This window comes from Pseudomonas sp. Bc-h, from assembly GCF_002080045.1.
GTDB lineage: Bacteria > Pseudomonadota > Gammaproteobacteria > Pseudomonadales > Pseudomonadaceae > Aquipseudomonas.
This window is the reverse complement of sequence record NZ_MUIN01000011.1, coordinates 463,492-479,835: the sequence shown is the minus strand read 5'-3', so window position 1 is coordinate 479,835 and position 16,344 is coordinate 463,492. Positions and strand designations below refer to the sequence as shown.

Genomic DNA, 16,344 nt, shown 5'->3' with positions numbered 1-16,344 from the left:
TCTCGAAAGATCTTGGCAGGGTTCAATTTCTTAAGCGTTTCAAAGAAGAGAGCAATAGTCTCGTAATGTGGTGGCTGTCAGTGGCAGACCTTGTCGGTAAATGCAGTCGATGAATTGTTACGGCGAATACGGATTGCGGATCATCGCCCGACGCATCTGCGCGGCAGCGGCCAATACCGCCGCCTGATCAAGATCCCATAGATTCATGACTAACTCATCGGGATGCTGGGCTTCAATCTCGAACTCGTCCAAGGCTGAAGCTGGAAAGTCTCGAAGATTGAACGTCACCACGACCTCGGCATTGCAACGGATGGCTGCCGCCACAACATGAACATCCCCCGGATCCGGCAGCGAAAGGCCGGCGCAGAGTGAACGATGCCCGGTGACCAAAGCGTCGGGCACGGCCCGGATCATCAGTTCGGAAACGCGGTCGAGTTGTTCGCGCGTCAAGTCCGGGCGATTGAGCAGGAGGTTGCGTTTCCATTCATCGTCTATTTCGGCGGTCCATTTGGCTCGATACAGTCCTTTGCCAGCAAGGCGAATCAGTAGGTCTCGCAGAGGGGCAGGATAAAGCACGCATGCATCGTAGATAGCTGTAAAAGGCGAGTGCCGCATCAATAGCCCATCCCGAGCTCTTCTGGTAATCGGGCAAGGTCATCCATGGCCTGTCGACTGTTTTCATCGCGCTCCTGTTTGAACGCCATGAGATCCGAAAACAACACCCTGCGGTGCCTGCCGGTCTTGTGGTGAGGGAGCGCACCGTTCTCCAGCAGCTTTACGAGGTGCGGTCTAGAGACATTCAAAAGGTCTGCCGCCTCCTGGGTGGTAAGTTCAGCATGCACCGGCACAACCTTTACCGAGTTGCCCAACGCCAGTTCACCCAGAATATCTACGAGTAGGCGCAGAGCACTGGTGGGGAGTTCTACCGCATGAGCAACGTTTTCGGCATCGTAGATTTCGATTCGTTGTGTGTCGGTTTTAGTCGTCAGGAAAGCCGCCAGATCTCGCTGGCCTTGCACGGCAGCGGCGACCTCCCGGGCTTCGGGAAAGGTGGAAAGGGTGGATGCGTTCATTTCGGCGCCATCTGCTCTGTACAGGTTGCAATGATGTTATTCGAAATAAACGAAAACGCAATAAACGAAACGGGATTATCGAGAAGTTTGTGAAACCGCTTGCTGAAGCAGAAGTAGTGGATACGTCAGCCTGCAAGCGGTGGTGTCAGCTGATCAGATCAATCAATCTCATTGGGCTCAAAGCTGTCCGCCCGGGCCATGCGCCACGTGCGGGAGTAGAAGCTGTCATCGACGATGCCGTTGAGCAATTGCCCCGGTTGCAGGAACACGTGGGATTGGGAGAATTGTTTGACTTCGGTGGCGGACATGCGGCGCACCAGGTGTTTGGCTTCCAGTTGATCCGGTGAGTCCAGGCCTGCGGCGGCGAGCATTTCGGCCAGGGCGTGCAGGGTGTTGCGGTGGAAGTTGAATACGCGCTGGGCCTTGTCCGGGACTACCAGTGCGCGTTGGCGAAGAGGATCCTGGGTGGCGACACCGGTCGGGCATTTGTTGGTGTGGCAGCTTTGTGACTGGATGCAGCCGATGGCGAACATGAAGCCGCGCGCCGAGTTGGCCCAGTCGGCGCCGATGGACAGCACGCTGGCGATGTCGAACGCGCTGACGATCTTGCCACTGGCGCCGAGCTTGATCTTGTCGCGCAGGTTGAGACCGATCAGCGTGTTGTGCACGAACAACAGGCCCTCGCGCATCGGCACGCCCATGTGGTCGGTGAATTCGACAGGTGCCGCGCCCGTACCGCCTTCGGTGCCGTCGACGACGATGAAGTCAGGCAGGATGCCGGTTTCCATCATGGCCTTGGCAATGCCCATGAATTCCCAGGGGTGGCCAAGGCAGAACTTGAAACCCACCGGTTTACCGCCCGACAGCTCACGCAATTGCGCGATGAACTGCATCATTTCCAAGGGCGTGGAGAACGCGCTGTGGCGTGACGGTGAAATGCAGTCTTCGCCCATGGGAATGCCACGGGTGTTGGCGATTTCCTGCGTGACCTTGTGCTTGGGCAGGATGCCGCCGTGGCCGGGTTTGGCGCCCTGGCTCATCTTGATCTCGATCATCCGCACCTGCGGATCCTGTGCCTGTTTGGCGAAGCGCTCTGGGTCGAACCGGCCGTCTTCGGTGCGGCAGCCAAAGTAGCCGCTGCCCAGTTCCCAGGTCAGGTCACCGCCATTTTCTCTGTGGTACGGGCTGATGCTGCCTTCGCCAGTGTCGTGGGCGAAGTTGCCCAGCTTGGCGCCCTTGTTCAGCGCACGAATCGCATTGGCGCTGAGCGAGCCGAAGCTCATCGCAGAAATGTTGAAGATCGAAGCCGAATACGGCTGCGTGCACTGCGGCCCGCCCACGGTGACGCGAAACAGGTTCGGGTCGGACAGCGGCGCCGGGCGCATGGAATGGCTGATGAACTCGAAGCCGGTCTGATAGACATCGATCAGCGTGCCGAACGGTTTGTCTGCCGTTTCATTCTTGGCTCGTGCGTAGACCAGCGAGCGCTGGGCGCGGGAAAAGGGCAGGGCGTCGCTGTCGGACTCAAGCAAGTACTGGCGAATTTCCGGGCGAATGGTTTCGACGGCGTAGCGGATATTGCCCAGGATCGGGTAGTTGCGACGCACCGAATGCGGGACCTGGATCAGGTCGAAAATGCCGATCAGGCTGAGGATCGCGGTAGTGAGGGTGAACGGCCAGAGCCATTCGTGAGAGAGGAACGGCAAGCTCAATAGCGTGAATAGCACGCAGCCAACGAAAAAGGCGTAACGGCTTAATAGGGACAGGCTCATAGGCAACCTTGGGGTCTTTACACGGTTAATGGGGACGCTGTACCGCGCCTTTTTTCGGCAAGACTTTTTACCTTTGCCTCAAGCGCTCTGCGCCTGAAGAAAAATCGAGAACAGCTCGGACTGCGATTTGATTCCGAGTTTGCTGTACATATGTTTCTTGTGTACGCGCACGGTTTCGGCAGAAATTTCCAGTTTGCGCGCGATCTCCTTGCTTGAGCATCCGCTGAGCATCAGGCGCCCGACATCCAGTTCACGGGCGGTCAGCTGTGCGCCTCGGCTTTGCTGCACGGAGGCTTCCAGTTGGGTGCGCCAATCGCTGGTCGGCAACTGCGCGAAGTTCGGTTCGACATCGGACACAGTGTCCGCCAGTTCGAATGGCAGCCGTTGGCGAAGCAGGGCAATCACCCATGGCTGGACCATCGACAGCAGCGCGATCTGTTCGGCACTGAAGCGCTGAGTCGAACCTAACGAGAGACAAAGTGTGCGGTCGCTGTCGAGCTGGCAATTGAACTGGATTTCGTCGGCTACGACATTCAGACGAAAGTATCGCTGATAGTACTCGGTCAGCTCGAAGTGCTCAGGTGCCACTTCGGCGAGGCGGAACAGGCCGCTCTGCGAGCGCTCGCGGCTGGCGATATAGAAAGGGTCGAGCAGGTACAGGCCCTTGAGGTAGTCCTGAAACAGCTGGTCCGGGCTGCCGTCTTCGGCGGGACATTCGGCGAACACTTGAGGGCGCTGACCTGAGCTGAATTGCAGCGCGACCCAGCTATCGAAACTGACGTATTGATCGAGCAGGCGCACCAGCTGGGCCCAGAAGTTCGGCCGGTCCAGCGCTTCGATCAATTGCGCGACCGAGCGATGCCAGGCGATGTCCTGAAGTGCGATTGTCATTGATCTACCCCTATTGGGTTACTACAGCTGCGTAATACCCCGTAACACGTGCTGATGCGCATACTGCCCGCAGAGCCAATGATCAGGCCAGCGTTTTGTGGCCGATCGGCAACGTGACGCGATAAGGAGAACCCATGAAGGTCGAATTTGCCCAATTGACGGGCCAGGACAATGGCACGAGCCATAACCTGAAACGCGCACTGGCCGCGATTGCAGCCTGCGCCAGCGATACTGCGCTGATCGTGTTTCCGGAAACTCATCTGATGGGGTTCCCCTCCAGCGAAACTGTCTCCCGGATCTCGGAGCCACTGGACGGCCCGACCGTTCAGGCCGTGCAACAGGCCGCTCGCGAGCGCAACATCTCTGTGGTGATTGGCATTGCCGAAAGCGACAACGGCCGTTTTTACAACACCACGCTTTTGATTACCCCTGAAGGCATCGCGCTGCGCTATCGCAAAACCCATCTGTGGGCGTCCGACCGCGGTGTTTTCACGCCTGGCGACCGTTACGCCACCTGTCTGTGGAACGGGCTGCGGGTAGGCATGCTGATCTGCTACGACATCGAATTCCCGGAATCGGCCCGAGCGCTGGCACAGCTGGGCGCCGAGTTGATCATCGTCACCAACGGCAACATGGACCCGTACGGCCCGACCCACCGCACTGCGATCATGGCCCGCGCGCAGGAAAACCAGGCGTTCGCACTGATGGTCAACCGCGTCGGCGAAGGCGATGGCGGCCTGGTGTTCGCCGGCGGCAGCGCACTGGTAGACCCGTTCGGCACATTGTTGCAGGAAGCAGGCCGCGAGGAATGCCAGTTCAGCGCGGAACTCGACCTGAGCCAGTTGCAAGCCGCGCGCCGTGACTACCGCTACCTCGACGACCAGCGCCTGCGCCTGCCGGGCGAAGTGATCGAGCATGCCAATGGCGTGCGCGAATTGATGATTCCAAAAAACTAAAAGAACAAATGACTGATCGCCGCCGTGCTGCGACGGCGAGTGATCAGCAGCTCTCAATAATAGAAACGCCTTTGTTCTGCCGAACTTTTCTCTGCCATAAAACCTATAAATTCGGAGTAGTCGCTCATGGCTCGTTTGCAACGCACCCTTTCGTTAGGGTCGGTGGTGTTGTTTGGCATCGCCTATATGACCCCCATCATCGTGCTCGGGACTTTCGGCATCCTTGCACAGTCCACCGGCGGCATGGTTCCGGCGTCGTATCTGGCGGCGCTGGTGGCGATGTTTTTCACCGCGATGAGTTACGGCCGCATGGCTGCAGCGTTCCCCGTTGCAGGCTCTGCCTACAGCTACGTGCGCAAGGCCATCAGCCCTAAGCTGGGTTTCATCGCCGGTTGGGCGGTGTTGCTCGATTATCTGTTCCTGCCGATGGCGATCTGGCTGATCGGCGCGGCGTATCTGGGTTCGGCGTTTCCCTCCGTTCCTCAGCCGGTCTGGGTCCTGGCGTTCATCGTCATCACCAGCCTGATCAACATCGTGGGCCTGAAACTGGCCAATACAGTCAATGCCTTGCTGATGATCGTGCAGTTTCTGGTGCTGGCTGCGTTCGTTGTGCTGTGCATCCATTACATCGGCGGTGATGCCAGCAAGCCGTTGTGGACCCTGACGCCGTTCTTCAACGGTGACATGCAGATGCCGCTGATCATGAGCGGTGCGGCGATTGCCTGTTACTCGTTCCTGGGCTTCGACGCAGTCAGTACGCTGACCGAAGAAACCAAAGACCCGCGTCGCACCATTCCCAAGGCGATCATGCTGATCACTTTGATCGGTGGCCTGATCTTTGTCGGCGTGTCGTATTTCGTCCAGCTGGCGCATCCGTCGGCGCAGTTCGAAAACGTTGACTCCGCCGCGTACGAGATCGCTCGTAACATCGGTGGTGACCTGTTCGTGACCCTCTTCCTGATCGGCCTGATCGGCCTGATCGTCGGCCAGTTCGCCTCGGGGCTTTCGGCTCAGGCCAGTGGTTCGCGCCTGCTCTTCGCCATGGGCCGCGACGGCGTATTACCCAAGTCGTTCTTCGCCGCTTTGAGCGAGCGCTTCGGCACGCCGGTCAATAGCATCCTGCTTTGCGCTGTGGTCGCGCTGTTGGCGCTGAAACTGGACGTGACGACATCGACGTCTTTCATCAACTTCGGTGCGTTTCTGGCGTTCAGTCTGGTCAATCTGTCGGTGATCTTTCATTACTGGATCGCTGGCGAAAAACGCGGGTTGCGCGAGCTGGTGCTGTTCCTGATCTGCCCGCTGATCGGCTTGCTGGCTGACCTGTGGCTGATGGTCAGCCTCGACAAGCTGGCAATCATGCTCGGCGTCAGCTGGCTTGTACTGGGCTGCATCTACCTGGCCTGGCTCACCGGTGGTTTCCGCCGTCAGCCGCCCGAAATGGATTTCCAGGAAGCGGCGTGATGCAAAGCGGAGCGCGCTGCAATGGCGCGCTCCGTTGTTTCAGATGTATTTGCTCGTATGTCGAAGGTCCACAGTGCCGATGTTTGAACGCTACAGGGGGACGCGGGTAGGTTTGCGATCGAGGGTGTCGCTGATCATCCGGAAAATGTCTTCCTGACCCTCGGCACTGCAACTGCGCAATTCCTGAAGTACCTCGTGCTCTCTGTGCGACAGTGCAATGTAATTCCACTCGCAGGCCTGACGCATGAACGCGTCATGACCGTCTATGGGGCGCGTGTCGTCGGCGGCGTCGTTCAGCGCCTCGACCAAAAGCTCCAGCTTCTCGCCTAGCAGGTCGCGGTCCAGTTGGCCTTCACTGCGCTCGACGAAGCGCTCCAGATCATTCAATGCACTTCGGGCGTCGACCAGTCGCATGTGGCCGGGAATGGTCAGTTCGTAGCGATCGATGACATGCATGGCACAACCTCCTGGTGATGATTTTTCATTCCGTTTCCGATGGAGGCCCGGGTGGGCTTTTTGTCGGCGGCGCGAACGTTAGCGGCAGTCGAGGTGTGGGCAAAGCTGAAAGTTGTAACCGTTACAAAAAAGTCGGCGGTTGAACTTTTACAGTTTGTTACTGTATAACGTATTACATGATCACTTAAATCTGGAGAGCGCCATGAAAGCCGATATCCATCCCGACTACCGTCAGGTTCTGTTCCATGACACCGCTGCCGATGTGTATTTTCTGATCGGTTCGACGGTCGATACTGACCGCACGCAGAAGCACAGCGATGGCAATACCTACCCTTACGTTGCGCTCGATGTGTCGAGTGCGTCGCATCCGATGTACACCGGGCAGCAGCGCAAGACCACGACTGAAGGCCGTATTGCGGGCTTCAACAAGCGGTTTGCGACGTTTGGGTCGGGTGCCAGGAAGGCTGAGTGACCTTGGTGATTCCCGCGCTTTGGGGTTTCGTATGACGAATTCCCGGAGCGCGGGATTTTTTTGTTTGGGGAGGGGTGATCCTGACACGGGGCTGGGTTAGCCGGAGCCCAAACGGGCAACACCGAAAATTTCGGATTTGCCCACAAAACGGCACGCCTTCACGCCTTAAGCCCCCCTGCATTCCGTCAACCGAATGCCCTTGGCACTGGACTAACGACGCAAATTGCTTTTAGCTCTGCGACCTGTAATCCAGGAGCTTCTCCCTTTGAAAAAGTCAGTCGCCATCGTTTTTGGTGGGCAATCCTCCGAACATGAAGTGTCGTTGCAATCGGCGCGCAACGTGATCAACGCGATTGATCGCAACAACTATTACGTGACCCTGATCGGCATCGACAAACAGGGCCATTGGCTGCGTTTCGACGAGCGCGATTACCTGCAGCACCCTAATGATCCTGCGCATATCAGGCTCAGCGAATCGGGCCGCCGGCTGTCGTTGATGCCTGGCACTCAAGGGCCGCAGTTCGTCGAGGTAGAAAGGGGCCTCGAGGTACCGCGGATCGACGTGGTGTTCCCGCTGATCCATGGCAGCTATGGCGAAGATGGCTCGCTGCAGGGCCTGTTGCGTCTGCTCGATATTCCGTTCGTAGGCCCCGATGTGCTTGGCTCGGCCGCGTGCATGGACAAGGACGTGACCAAACGCCTGCTGCGAGATGCCGGCATCAGCGTCGCGCCATTCGTGGTGTTGCATCGCGGTGAGTCCGTGGATTTCGTCAGCGTTTCTGCACAGCTGGGCCTGCCGCTTTTCGTCAAACCCGCGAGCCAGGGGTCGTCCGTCGGCGTGAGCAAGGTCACTGATGAAGCCGGCTACGCCGCAGCCTTGAAGCTGGCATTCGACTATGACAACAAGGTGCTGCTGGAGCAGGGCATCGTCGGTCGCGAAGTGGAATGCGCAGTGTTGGGCAATCATGAGCCGCAGGTGAGCGTGTGCGGTGAAGTGGTCGCCAACGACGAGTTTTACGCTTACGACACCAAGTACCTGAACGACGGTCAGGCGCGTATCGCGATTCCTGCCGAGTTGCCGCAGGACCTCAGCGACGCAGTGCGTGAGGTCGCCTTGCAGGCCTATCGTGTGCTCGGTTGCGCCGGTCTTTCGCGGGTGGATTTCTTTGTCACTGAGGCGCGGGAAATCATCATCAACGAGGTCAACACCATTCCCGGTTTCACCTCAATCAGCATGTACCCGAAACTCTGGCAGGCAAGTGGCTTGAGCTATCCGGAGCTGATCGACCGCCTGATCGTGCTGGCTCTGGAACGCGCCGAAGAAAACCGCGCGCTGAAAACCGAGGTGGTGTTGTGAAGGTCATTCGCATCGCTGCCGCGTTGTTAATTGGCGCGGATGGCCGGACTTTGCTGGTGCGCAAGCGCGGTACTCAGGCGTTCATGCAACCCGGCGGCAAGATCGACGCTGGCGAGTCCGCCGCCGAAGCGCTGGTGCGAGAGCTGCACGAAGAGTTGGGACTGATCATCGCGGCAGAACATGCGCAGTTTCTAGGCGAGTTCTCGGCTGTTGCAGCCAATGAGCCCGGATTTGAGGTGAATTGCCAGCTCTACCAGTTGCACGTCGAGCAGGAAGTGGTGCCAGCGGCAGAGATCGAGGAGATTGTCTGGGTCGACGCCGCAAGTATCGATCACCTTCATCTGGCGCCGCTGACCCGGGATTCGATTTTGCCGTTGTACAGACGTCTGCAAAGCGCCTGATTTTCTCTGTTCCGTGCTGACACTGATACTGTGGGTGTCGGATACCCTGTAGTACTCCAGCTTGCCGGCGGTGACGGGCTCAAGACCGCTGCCGCCGGCAAGCGGGACTGCTACAGGTATAAGGTCGCGCTGGAAAGTAACGAACGCGGTAACCTGCGTTGGGTTTTTCATCGCACCGCACTCACCCCATCCAGCGTCGAGAACGACGTGTCCTTGGCCGTCAGCAGAAAATCGCGCATGTACGGCGCATCCAGCATGTCTGCGCGGATCGCTGCGTACAACGTGGCAAACAGACCTTTCTCACCCAGCCGCTTCGCCTTCACGTACCCACGTGAGCTGTATTCGTGCAGCGCCCAGTGCGGCATCCCACACACGCCTCGGCCGCTGGCGACAAGCTGCATCATCATCACGGTCAGCTCCGAAGTGCGCACTTGTGCTGGTTCAACGTCCGCTGGCTCCAGGAAACGGGTGAAGATGTCCAGACGATCCCGCTCCACGGGATAGGTGATCAACGTTTCGGTGGCCAGATCGTCAGGCACCACGTAAGGCTTGCTCGCCAATGGATGCTGGTTGGCCACCGCCAGCATCGCCTCGTAGGTGAACAGCGGCACGTAGGTAATGCCTGCCAGATCCACCGGGTCCGAGGTGACCACCAGATCGAGGTCGCCGCGGGCCAGGGCAGGGAGCGGGGCAAAGGCAAAACCCGAGGCCAGGTCCAGCTCCACTTCCGGCCATGCATCGCGGAACTGGTCGATGGTCGGCATCAGCCACTGGAAACAGCTGTGGCATTCGATCGCCATATGCAAGCGCCCGGCGACACCGCCCGCCAGACGGGAAATGTCACGCTCGGCGCTGCGCAATTGCGGCAGGACCGAGTCAGCCAGTTGCAGCAGACGCAGGCCAGCACTGGTGAAACGCACCGGTTTGGTCTTGCGCACGAACAGCGGCATGCCCATGCGCTCTTCCAGTTCCTTGAACTGGTGGGACAACGCGGACTGGGTCAGATGCAGACGATCGGCCGCATCCACCAGGCTATCGGCCTCGCGCAGCGCATGCAGGGTTTTCAGGTGGCGTATCTCAAGCACCGTGGCGCTCCATGAATGTATTTTGTGATCAACACGAAAACAATGAGTTTGTCTCATGTAACCGCGAGTGTCGACAATGGCGCCATATTTTGAATGGAGTTGTCGTCATGGCCCTGGCCCATAACCTTGGATTTCCGCGCATCGGCGCTGATCGCGAATTGAAGAAAGCCCTTGAGTCCTACTGGAAAGGCGACCTCGATCAGGTCGCGCTACAAACTGTAGGACGAGAGCTGCGTGCGACCCACTGGCAGTTGCAGAAAGACGCAGGCATCGATCTGCTGCCTGTAGGCGACTTCGCCTGGTACGACCAGGTGCTCACCCATTCGCTGACTTTCGGGGTCATCCCGGAGCGCTTTAACGACCTACGCAACGACAAAGGCCTGCCGACCCTCGATACTCTGTTTGGCATGGCCCGTGGCGCCACCAACACCTGCTGCGGCGCAAGTCATGACAAGGCGCAATATGCCCAGGAACTGACCAAGTGGTTCGACACCAACTACCACTATCTCGTCCCGGAATTCACTCAGGATCAACGCTTCAAACTGAGCTGGGAGCAGCTGTTCGAGGAAGTCGACGAAGCCCGCGCATTGGGCCACAAGGTCAAGCCGGTGATCATCGGCCCGCTGACCTACCTTTGGCTGGGCAAGGTCAAGGGCGACAGTTTCGACAAGCTCGAATTGCTCGACCGCTTGCTGCCGATCTACGGCGAAATCCTCGGTCGTCTGGCCGGGCAGGGCGTGGAGTGGGTGCAGATCGATGAGCCAATCCTCAGCCTGGACCTGCCACAAGAGTGGAAGAACGCGTTCGAACGCGCCTATCACAGCCTTCAATATTCACCGCTGAAAAAGCTGATCGCGACCTACTTCGGCGGTCTGGAAGACAACCTCGGTCTTGCAGTTTCGTTGCCGGTGGACGGCTTGCACGTCGACCTGGTGCGCGCCCCTGAGCAACTATCGACACTGCTGGATCGCCTGCCGAGTTACAAAGTGCTGTCGTTGGGTGTGGTCAACGGGCGTAACGTCTGGCGCTGCGATCTGGAAGCGGCTCGTGAGCTGTTGATCGAAGCTCAACTGCGCTTCGCCGACAACCTTTGGGTGGCCGGTTCCTGCTCGCTGTTGCACAGCCCGGTCAATCTGGAGCGCGAAGACCAGCTCGATGCCGAGCTGAAAAGCTGGTTGGCATTTGCCAAACAGAAGTGCACTGAAATCTCCATCCTCAGCGCTTCGTTGAACGAGCCTCAGGCCGAGCGCGTACAGGCAGCATTTGCCGAAAGCCGTGCCGTGCAACTGAGCCGCAGACAGTCGTCGCGCATTCACAAGCCTGAGGTACAGGCGCGCCTGGCCGCCATTACAGCTGCCGACAGTCAGCGTCAGTCAGCCTTTGCCGAACGCATTGAAGTGCAGCGTGCTCGTCTGAATCTGCCTGCGTTTGCGACCACCACCATCGGCTCGTTCCCACAGACCGCATCGATCCGCCTGGCGCGTCAATCGTGGAAGCAGGGCAAGCTGTCGGCCAACGACTACAACGATGCGATGCGCGCCGAGATTCGTCATGCGGTGGAAATCCAGGAACGCTTGGGCCTGGACGTGCTGGTGCATGGCGAGGCCGAGCGCAATGACATGGTCGAGTATTTTGCCGAGCAACTGGAAGGCTACGTCTTCAGTCGTTTCGGCTGGGTGCAGAGCTATGGCTCCCGTTGCGTGAAGCCGGCAGTGATCTTCGGCGACCTGAGCCGTCCGCAGGCGATGACCGTCAGCTGGATCGAGTACGCGCAGAGCCTCACCGACAAAGTCATGAAAGGCATGCTGACCGGGCCCGTGACCATGCTGATGTGGTCGTTCCCGCGCGAAGATGTGTCGCGCAAGGTTCAGGCACAGCAGCTGGCGCTGGCAATCCGGGACGAAGTGGTGGACCTGGAAAGCGCCGGCATCAAGATCGTGCAGATCGACGAAGCCGCGTTCCGCGAAGGGCTGCCATTGCGTCGCGCGCAGTGGAACGAATATCTGGACTGGGCGGTGCAAGCCTTCCGTCTGTGCGCCTCGGGCGTGCGGGATGAAACCCAGATCCACACCCACATGTGCTACAGCGAGTTCAACGATGTGATCGAGTCCATCGCGGCCATGGATGCCGACGTGATCACCATCGAAACCTCGCGTTCGGATATGGAACTGCTGGAAGCCTTCAAGGCGTTCGATTACCCGAACGACATCGGCCCCGGCGTCTACGACATCCATTCGCCTCAAGTCCCGGAAAAGGCGCAGATGGTCAAGCTGATGAACAAGGCGGTGCAGCGCATTCCGGCCGAGCGTCTTTGGGTCAACCCCGATTGCGGCCTGAAAACACGCGCCTGGCCTGAAACCGAGGCTGCGTTGGTGAACATGGTTGCGGCGGCGCGGCAGCTGCGGTCTGAACTGGCCTGAGCGATGTGACGCAATGTCTGTAACAGCATGGCTTGCGGGCGGTGGCGATCTTGAATCCGTCACTGCCGACATGCCGTGCCGCTACAGACTATTTCCGGGGCCCCCTGGCCTGTTGGTTCTGGAGGATTTCTTACCGTCTGGCCCCCTTCATCAAAATGTCATGCAACTGTGGCAGCGCGCTTTTAAAAACTTCATCAGACTCGCGGCCTACTGGGGTTCTGCGTTTCGGTGTTTTTCATGCGGGTTCTATTTTTCCTGGCTGCTCTCTTGTGCAGCTTGCCGTCTTTTGCGGCTTCTCGATGCGATGTCAACGTTCCCACGCAAGTGGCCGAGCTCGATGAGGTGCACCTGGCGTATCAAAGTATCGGTCGTGATTCGGACCCGGCACTGCTGCTGGTCATGGGGCTGGGCGGGCAGTTGATCCATTGGCCGGACGAGGTCGTCGTCGCGCTGTGTCAGCAAGGCTTTCGGGTCATTCGCTATGACAACCGCGACGTCGGCCTGTCGACCTGGGTTCAGGCACCTGCAAGCGCCAACCTGACGTACGAGGTGTTGCGCTACAAGATCGGTCTGCCGGTGTCGGCACCGTATTCCCTGACCGACATGGCACAGGATGCTCTGGGCCTGATGGACGCCATGCACATTCAGCAATTCCATGTACTGGGCGCAAGCATGGGCGGCATGATCGCTCAGCATCTGGCGGACATGGCGCCCAAACGCGTTGAGAGCCTGACCCTGATCATGACCAGCTCCGGTGCGCCGGGGCTGCCAATGCCCAGCCCTGCGCTGCTGCAATTGCTTGCCCGCCGTGGCGCGCCTGATCGTCAGACCGCTCTGGAACAACAGGCTGACCTTCTGGCAGCGCTGGGAAGTCCGGAGGTCAAGGATGATCGGCAAAAGCTGCTGCAACAAGCGGCTCTCTCCTACGACAGAGCGTTCAATCCAGAGGGTGTAAAACGCCAGATTCTGGCGATTCTCGCGGAGCCAAGCCGGGTGGAACTGTTGAATCGCCTGCGTGTTCCGACGCTGGTGGTACACGGTACGGCCGATCCGTTACTGCCGGTGATGCACGGCATACATGTCGCCGCGCACATTCAGGGCAGTCAATTGAAGCTGATTCCTGGCCTGGCCCACCGTTTCCAGGAAGCATTCAAGGCGCCACTGCTGGCGGCGGTGTTGCCGTATCTGCGAGAACACCGCGAGGATGCTTCCCACGTGGCGCAACTCTGAAGTGCTCCCTCTGCAGGTGTACGGCTACAGGTTTTTACCCGGGCCACTTAGGCGTATCGTGCGACTTTTCCTCTTTCGCACGAGGCTGCCATGAGCACTCCACTGAAAATCGATTTCATCTCTGACGTTTCCTGCCCCTGGTGCATCATCGGCCTGCGGGCACTGGATCAGGCCCTTGAGCATCTGGGTGATGAGGTTCAGGCGCAGATCCACTTCCAGCCGTTCGAACTCAACCCGAAGATGGCTCCCGAGGGTCAGGAGATCTTCGAGCACATTGCCCAGAAGTACGGCTCGACCCAGGAGCAGTACAAGGCCAACGCCGAAAACATCCGTGAGCGCGGCGCGGAGTTGGGTTTTGTCTTCAAGCAGGGCGAACGGCGTATCTACAACACCTTCGATGCCCATCGCCTGCTGCATTGGGCTGCGCTCGAAGATAAAAAGCACGAAGGCAAGCAGCACGCCCTCAAGGAAGCCCTGTTCATAGCCTATTTCAGCCAGCACGCCAATGTGTCCAGCCACTCGATACTGGCCGATGTCGCGCAGAAAGTCGGCCTGGACCGCGCTCGTGCCGAAGAGGTGCTGACCTCAGGCCAGTACGCCGATGACGTGCGCGCGCTGGAACAGCTCTGGACCTCGCGCGGGGTCAGTTCGGTGCCGACAATCGTCTTTAACGATCAATACGCCGTCACCGGTGGTCAGCCTGTGGACGTGTTCGTTGGCGCCATTCGTCAGATCGTCAGCGAGCAGGGCAGTGTGGTTAACCCTGCTCAATGATGGTCTACGCTGATTGATGCACCCGCGAGCAAGCTCGTTTTCACAGGGTTTCGCTCGACCTTTGTGGAGCGAAATCGCTCGCAACGCGATGTAACAGCTGTAACAAATTCCGGATTGCAAATGAAAAATCACTTGCTCCCATTCCCCAACTCGGATATCAATTTGTACATGATTAGACAGGTTCGATTTGACAAGAAAAAACGCGTGGTCGATGAGCTGGCGCGACGCATTGAAACCGGGCAGATGGGGTCCGGTGAATTGTTGCCCGGCGAGAATCTGCTGGCTCAGGAATTCAACGTCAGCCGTGGCACGTTGCGTGAGGCGCTGTCCGAACTCAAACGCCGCAACTACATCGCGACCCAGACCGGCGTCGGCTCCATCGTGACCTACGACGGAATCTCGCTGGATCAACGCGCAGGGTGGGCGCAGGCACTGGCCGACACTGGCGCCAGGGTCAGCACCGAGATTCTGCGCCTGGTCGCGGTGCAACGTCCCGATCTGCAAGCCCGGTTCGGCACGGCGGATTTCATTGCGCTGGACCGTCGTCGCACGGCGGCGGACGGCAGCGTGGTGTCGCTGGAGCGTGTGTTGATTCCGGCGGTCGACGGGCTGGAAAACCTGCCACGCGACGGGCTGATCGACGACTCGCTGACCGTAACCATGGCCGCTCATGGTTATGTAGGTGATCGCGGTGATCAATGGATCGGCGCCGAGCCGCTGAGCAAAGACGATGCAGCGCTGATGCTGCGTGAGCCGGGTTCGGTGTTTCTCAAAGCGATCCGCACCACCTTCGACCGACGACAACGTTTCATGGAGCACGTGGAAAGTCTTCTGGACCCCGTGCATTTTCGACTTCACCTGGCATTTGGATCGTCTACATGACTGCATTGATCGACATTCGCGACCGCGCTCTGGCCGCTTTTTACGGCCTGGCTTTAGGCGATGCGCTGGGCATGCCCACGCAATCGTTGAGTCGCGAGCAGATCAAGCAACGCTTTGATCGCATTACCACGCTGACCGCAGCCGATGCCGATCAGCCCATCGCGCCGAACATGGTCGCGGGCTCGATCACCGATGACACGGAACAGGCGGTGCTGGTCGCCGAATTGCTGGTGGCCGGAGGAGGGCGCATCGAGCCTTCGGATCTGGCGCAGAGCCTGATCGACTGGGAAGCGGTGATGCAGGCCAAGGGATCTCAGGATTTGCTTGGCCCCTCCACCAAGCGCGCAATCGAGATGATCCTGGCGGGCCATAGCCCCGAAGAAGCGGGGCGTTTCGGCACTACCAATGGCGCTGCCATGCGTATCACCCCGGTTGGGATTGCCGCCGACGTGGTCGACGAGGAGCAATTTGTCCAGTCAGTGATGCAGGCCTGCCAAGTGACCCACAACACCAACCTGGGGATTTCCAGCGCGGCGGCGGTGGCCGCCGTGGTGTCGGCGGGCATCAATGGCGCCAGTCTGGGCGATGCGCTGGAGATTGGTGTACGTATTGCGCAGCGCGCCGAGCGCCATGGCCACTGGATCGCGGGCGGGCGAATCGCGGCGCGGATCGTCTGGGCGAAAAAGCTCTGCGCCGAGTGCAGCAATGAACAGCTGCCTGAAATGGTCTACGACGTCATCGGTACTTCGGTGGCCTCCCAGGAGTCGGTGGTCGCAGCCTTTGCCCTGGCTCATCAAGTGGCGTCGGCGCAGTTATCGGCATTCGACGCGGTGTGCATGGCGGCCAGTCTGGGCGGCGACACCGACACCATCGCAGCCATTCTCGGTGCGATGCTGGGCGCCTGCGAGGGCATGTCCGCCTGGCCTGATGAGCTGATTGAACAGATCAAAACCGTGAATGGACTCGAACTTTATCCACTGGTCGAGCATTTGCTGTCCCTGCGCGCGGTCTGAGCCGACGCCAGCCTGCTGATTGGCTGAAATGAATAAGAGACATATACCTGCGCTGGATTCGGCGCAGGTTCGGGGCGCCTCGTTGTCAGAAAAAGCCCCAG

At 59.1% G+C, this 16,344-nt stretch carries 16 protein-coding genes; 10 read left to right on the top strand and 6 right to left on the bottom strand.

Features of this window, described 5'->3' with window-relative positions:
- Positions 1 to 117: 117 nt before the first annotated feature.
- The 4 genes from BWR59_RS22520 to BWR59_RS22505 form a co-directional block, all read right to left on the bottom strand.
- A complete protein-coding gene (locus BWR59_RS22520; protein ID WP_143490906.1) occupies positions 118 to 615 on the bottom strand; it encodes a PIN domain-containing protein in 498 nt (165 codons plus the stop codon).
- Positions 615 to 1,073: a helix-turn-helix domain-containing protein gene (locus tag BWR59_RS22515; RefSeq protein WP_081567829.1), complete on the bottom strand. Its 459-nt coding sequence runs from the start codon at positions 1,071 to 1,073 to the stop codon at positions 615 to 617. The genes BWR59_RS22520 and BWR59_RS22515 overlap by 1 nt, the downstream gene beginning before the upstream one ends.
- 158 nt (positions 1,074 to 1,231) lie before the next feature.
- Entirely contained in the window at positions 1,232 to 2,845 is a 1,614-nt protein-coding gene (locus tag BWR59_RS22510) for an FMN-binding glutamate synthase family protein (protein WP_081567828.1), read from the bottom strand.
- A gap of 78 nt (positions 2,846 to 2,923) precedes the next feature.
- The gene (locus tag BWR59_RS22505; protein WP_081567827.1) at positions 2,924 to 3,736 is read right to left on the bottom strand and encodes a LuxR C-terminal-related transcriptional regulator; all 813 of its coding nucleotides are present in this window, start codon (positions 3,734 to 3,736) and stop codon (positions 2,924 to 2,926) included.
- 134 nt (positions 3,737 to 3,870) lie between these two features.
- On the opposite strand from BWR59_RS22505, the gene BWR59_RS22500 reads away from it, so the two are divergent.
- Positions 3,871 to 4,692, top strand: a complete 822-nt coding sequence (locus BWR59_RS22500; RefSeq protein ID WP_081567826.1) for a carbon-nitrogen hydrolase family protein — start codon at positions 3,871 to 3,873, stop codon at positions 4,690 to 4,692.
- Positions 4,693 to 4,818: 126 nt separating this feature from the next.
- Positions 4,819 to 6,153 (top strand): APC family permease, encoded by a 1,335-nt coding sequence (locus BWR59_RS22495; protein ID WP_081567825.1) that lies wholly within the window; start codon positions 4,819 to 4,821, stop codon positions 6,151 to 6,153.
- A gap of 90 nt (positions 6,154 to 6,243) precedes the next feature.
- On the opposite strand, the gene BWR59_RS22490 is transcribed toward BWR59_RS22495, so the two are convergent.
- Positions 6,244 to 6,609: a hypothetical protein gene (locus tag BWR59_RS22490; protein ID WP_081567824.1), complete on the bottom strand. Its 366-nt coding sequence runs from the start codon at positions 6,607 to 6,609 to the stop codon at positions 6,244 to 6,246.
- Positions 6,610 to 6,811: 202 nt separating this feature from the next.
- Between BWR59_RS22490 and BWR59_RS22485 the strand changes: the two genes are divergently transcribed.
- From BWR59_RS22485 to BWR59_RS22475, 3 genes are all read left to right on the top strand, one after another.
- Positions 6,812 to 7,081: a type B 50S ribosomal protein L31 gene (locus BWR59_RS22485; protein WP_081567823.1), complete on the top strand. Its 270-nt coding sequence runs from the start codon at positions 6,812 to 6,814 to the stop codon at positions 7,079 to 7,081.
- A gap of 265 nt (positions 7,082 to 7,346) precedes the next feature.
- The gene (gene ddlA, locus BWR59_RS22480; protein WP_081567822.1) at positions 7,347 to 8,438 is read left to right on the top strand and encodes a D-alanine--D-alanine ligase; all 1,092 of its coding nucleotides are present in this window, start codon (positions 7,347 to 7,349) and stop codon (positions 8,436 to 8,438) included.
- Entirely contained in the window at positions 8,435 to 8,839 is a 405-nt protein-coding gene (locus BWR59_RS22475; protein WP_081567821.1) for an NUDIX domain-containing protein, read from the top strand. Before ddlA ends, BWR59_RS22475 begins: the two co-directional genes overlap by 4 nt.
- Before the next feature lie 167 nt (positions 8,840 to 9,006).
- On the opposite strand, the gene metR is transcribed toward BWR59_RS22475, so the two are convergent.
- Positions 9,007 to 9,924, bottom strand: coding sequence for a transcriptional regulator MetR (metR, locus tag BWR59_RS22470; protein ID WP_081567820.1), 918 nt, complete (start codon positions 9,922 to 9,924; stop codon positions 9,007 to 9,009).
- A 107-nt stretch (positions 9,925 to 10,031) separates the two neighbouring features.
- On the opposite strand from metR, the gene metE reads away from it, so the two are divergent.
- From metE to BWR59_RS22445, 5 genes are all read left to right on the top strand, one after another.
- Positions 10,032 to 12,344, top strand: coding sequence for a 5-methyltetrahydropteroyltriglutamate--homocysteine S-methyltransferase (metE, locus tag BWR59_RS22465; protein ID WP_081567819.1), 2,313 nt, complete (start codon positions 10,032 to 10,034; stop codon positions 12,342 to 12,344).
- Positions 12,345 to 12,581: 237 nt separating this feature from the next.
- Positions 12,582 to 13,574 (top strand): alpha/beta hydrolase, encoded by a 993-nt coding sequence (locus BWR59_RS22460; RefSeq protein WP_081567818.1) that lies wholly within the window; start codon positions 12,582 to 12,584, stop codon positions 13,572 to 13,574.
- A 90-nt stretch (positions 13,575 to 13,664) separates the two neighbouring features.
- Entirely contained in the window at positions 13,665 to 14,348 is a 684-nt protein-coding gene (locus BWR59_RS22455) for a DsbA family oxidoreductase (RefSeq protein WP_081567817.1), read from the top strand.
- Positions 14,349 to 14,516: 168 nt separating this feature from the next.
- Positions 14,517 to 15,230 (top strand): GntR family transcriptional regulator, encoded by a 714-nt coding sequence (locus BWR59_RS22450; RefSeq protein WP_081567959.1) that lies wholly within the window; start codon positions 14,517 to 14,519, stop codon positions 15,228 to 15,230.
- Positions 15,227 to 16,243 (top strand): ADP-ribosylglycohydrolase family protein, encoded by a 1,017-nt coding sequence (locus BWR59_RS22445; protein ID WP_081567816.1) that lies wholly within the window; start codon positions 15,227 to 15,229, stop codon positions 16,241 to 16,243. Before BWR59_RS22450 ends, BWR59_RS22445 begins: the two co-directional genes overlap by 4 nt.
- The last annotated feature ends 101 nt before the right edge of the window (positions 16,244 to 16,344 follow it).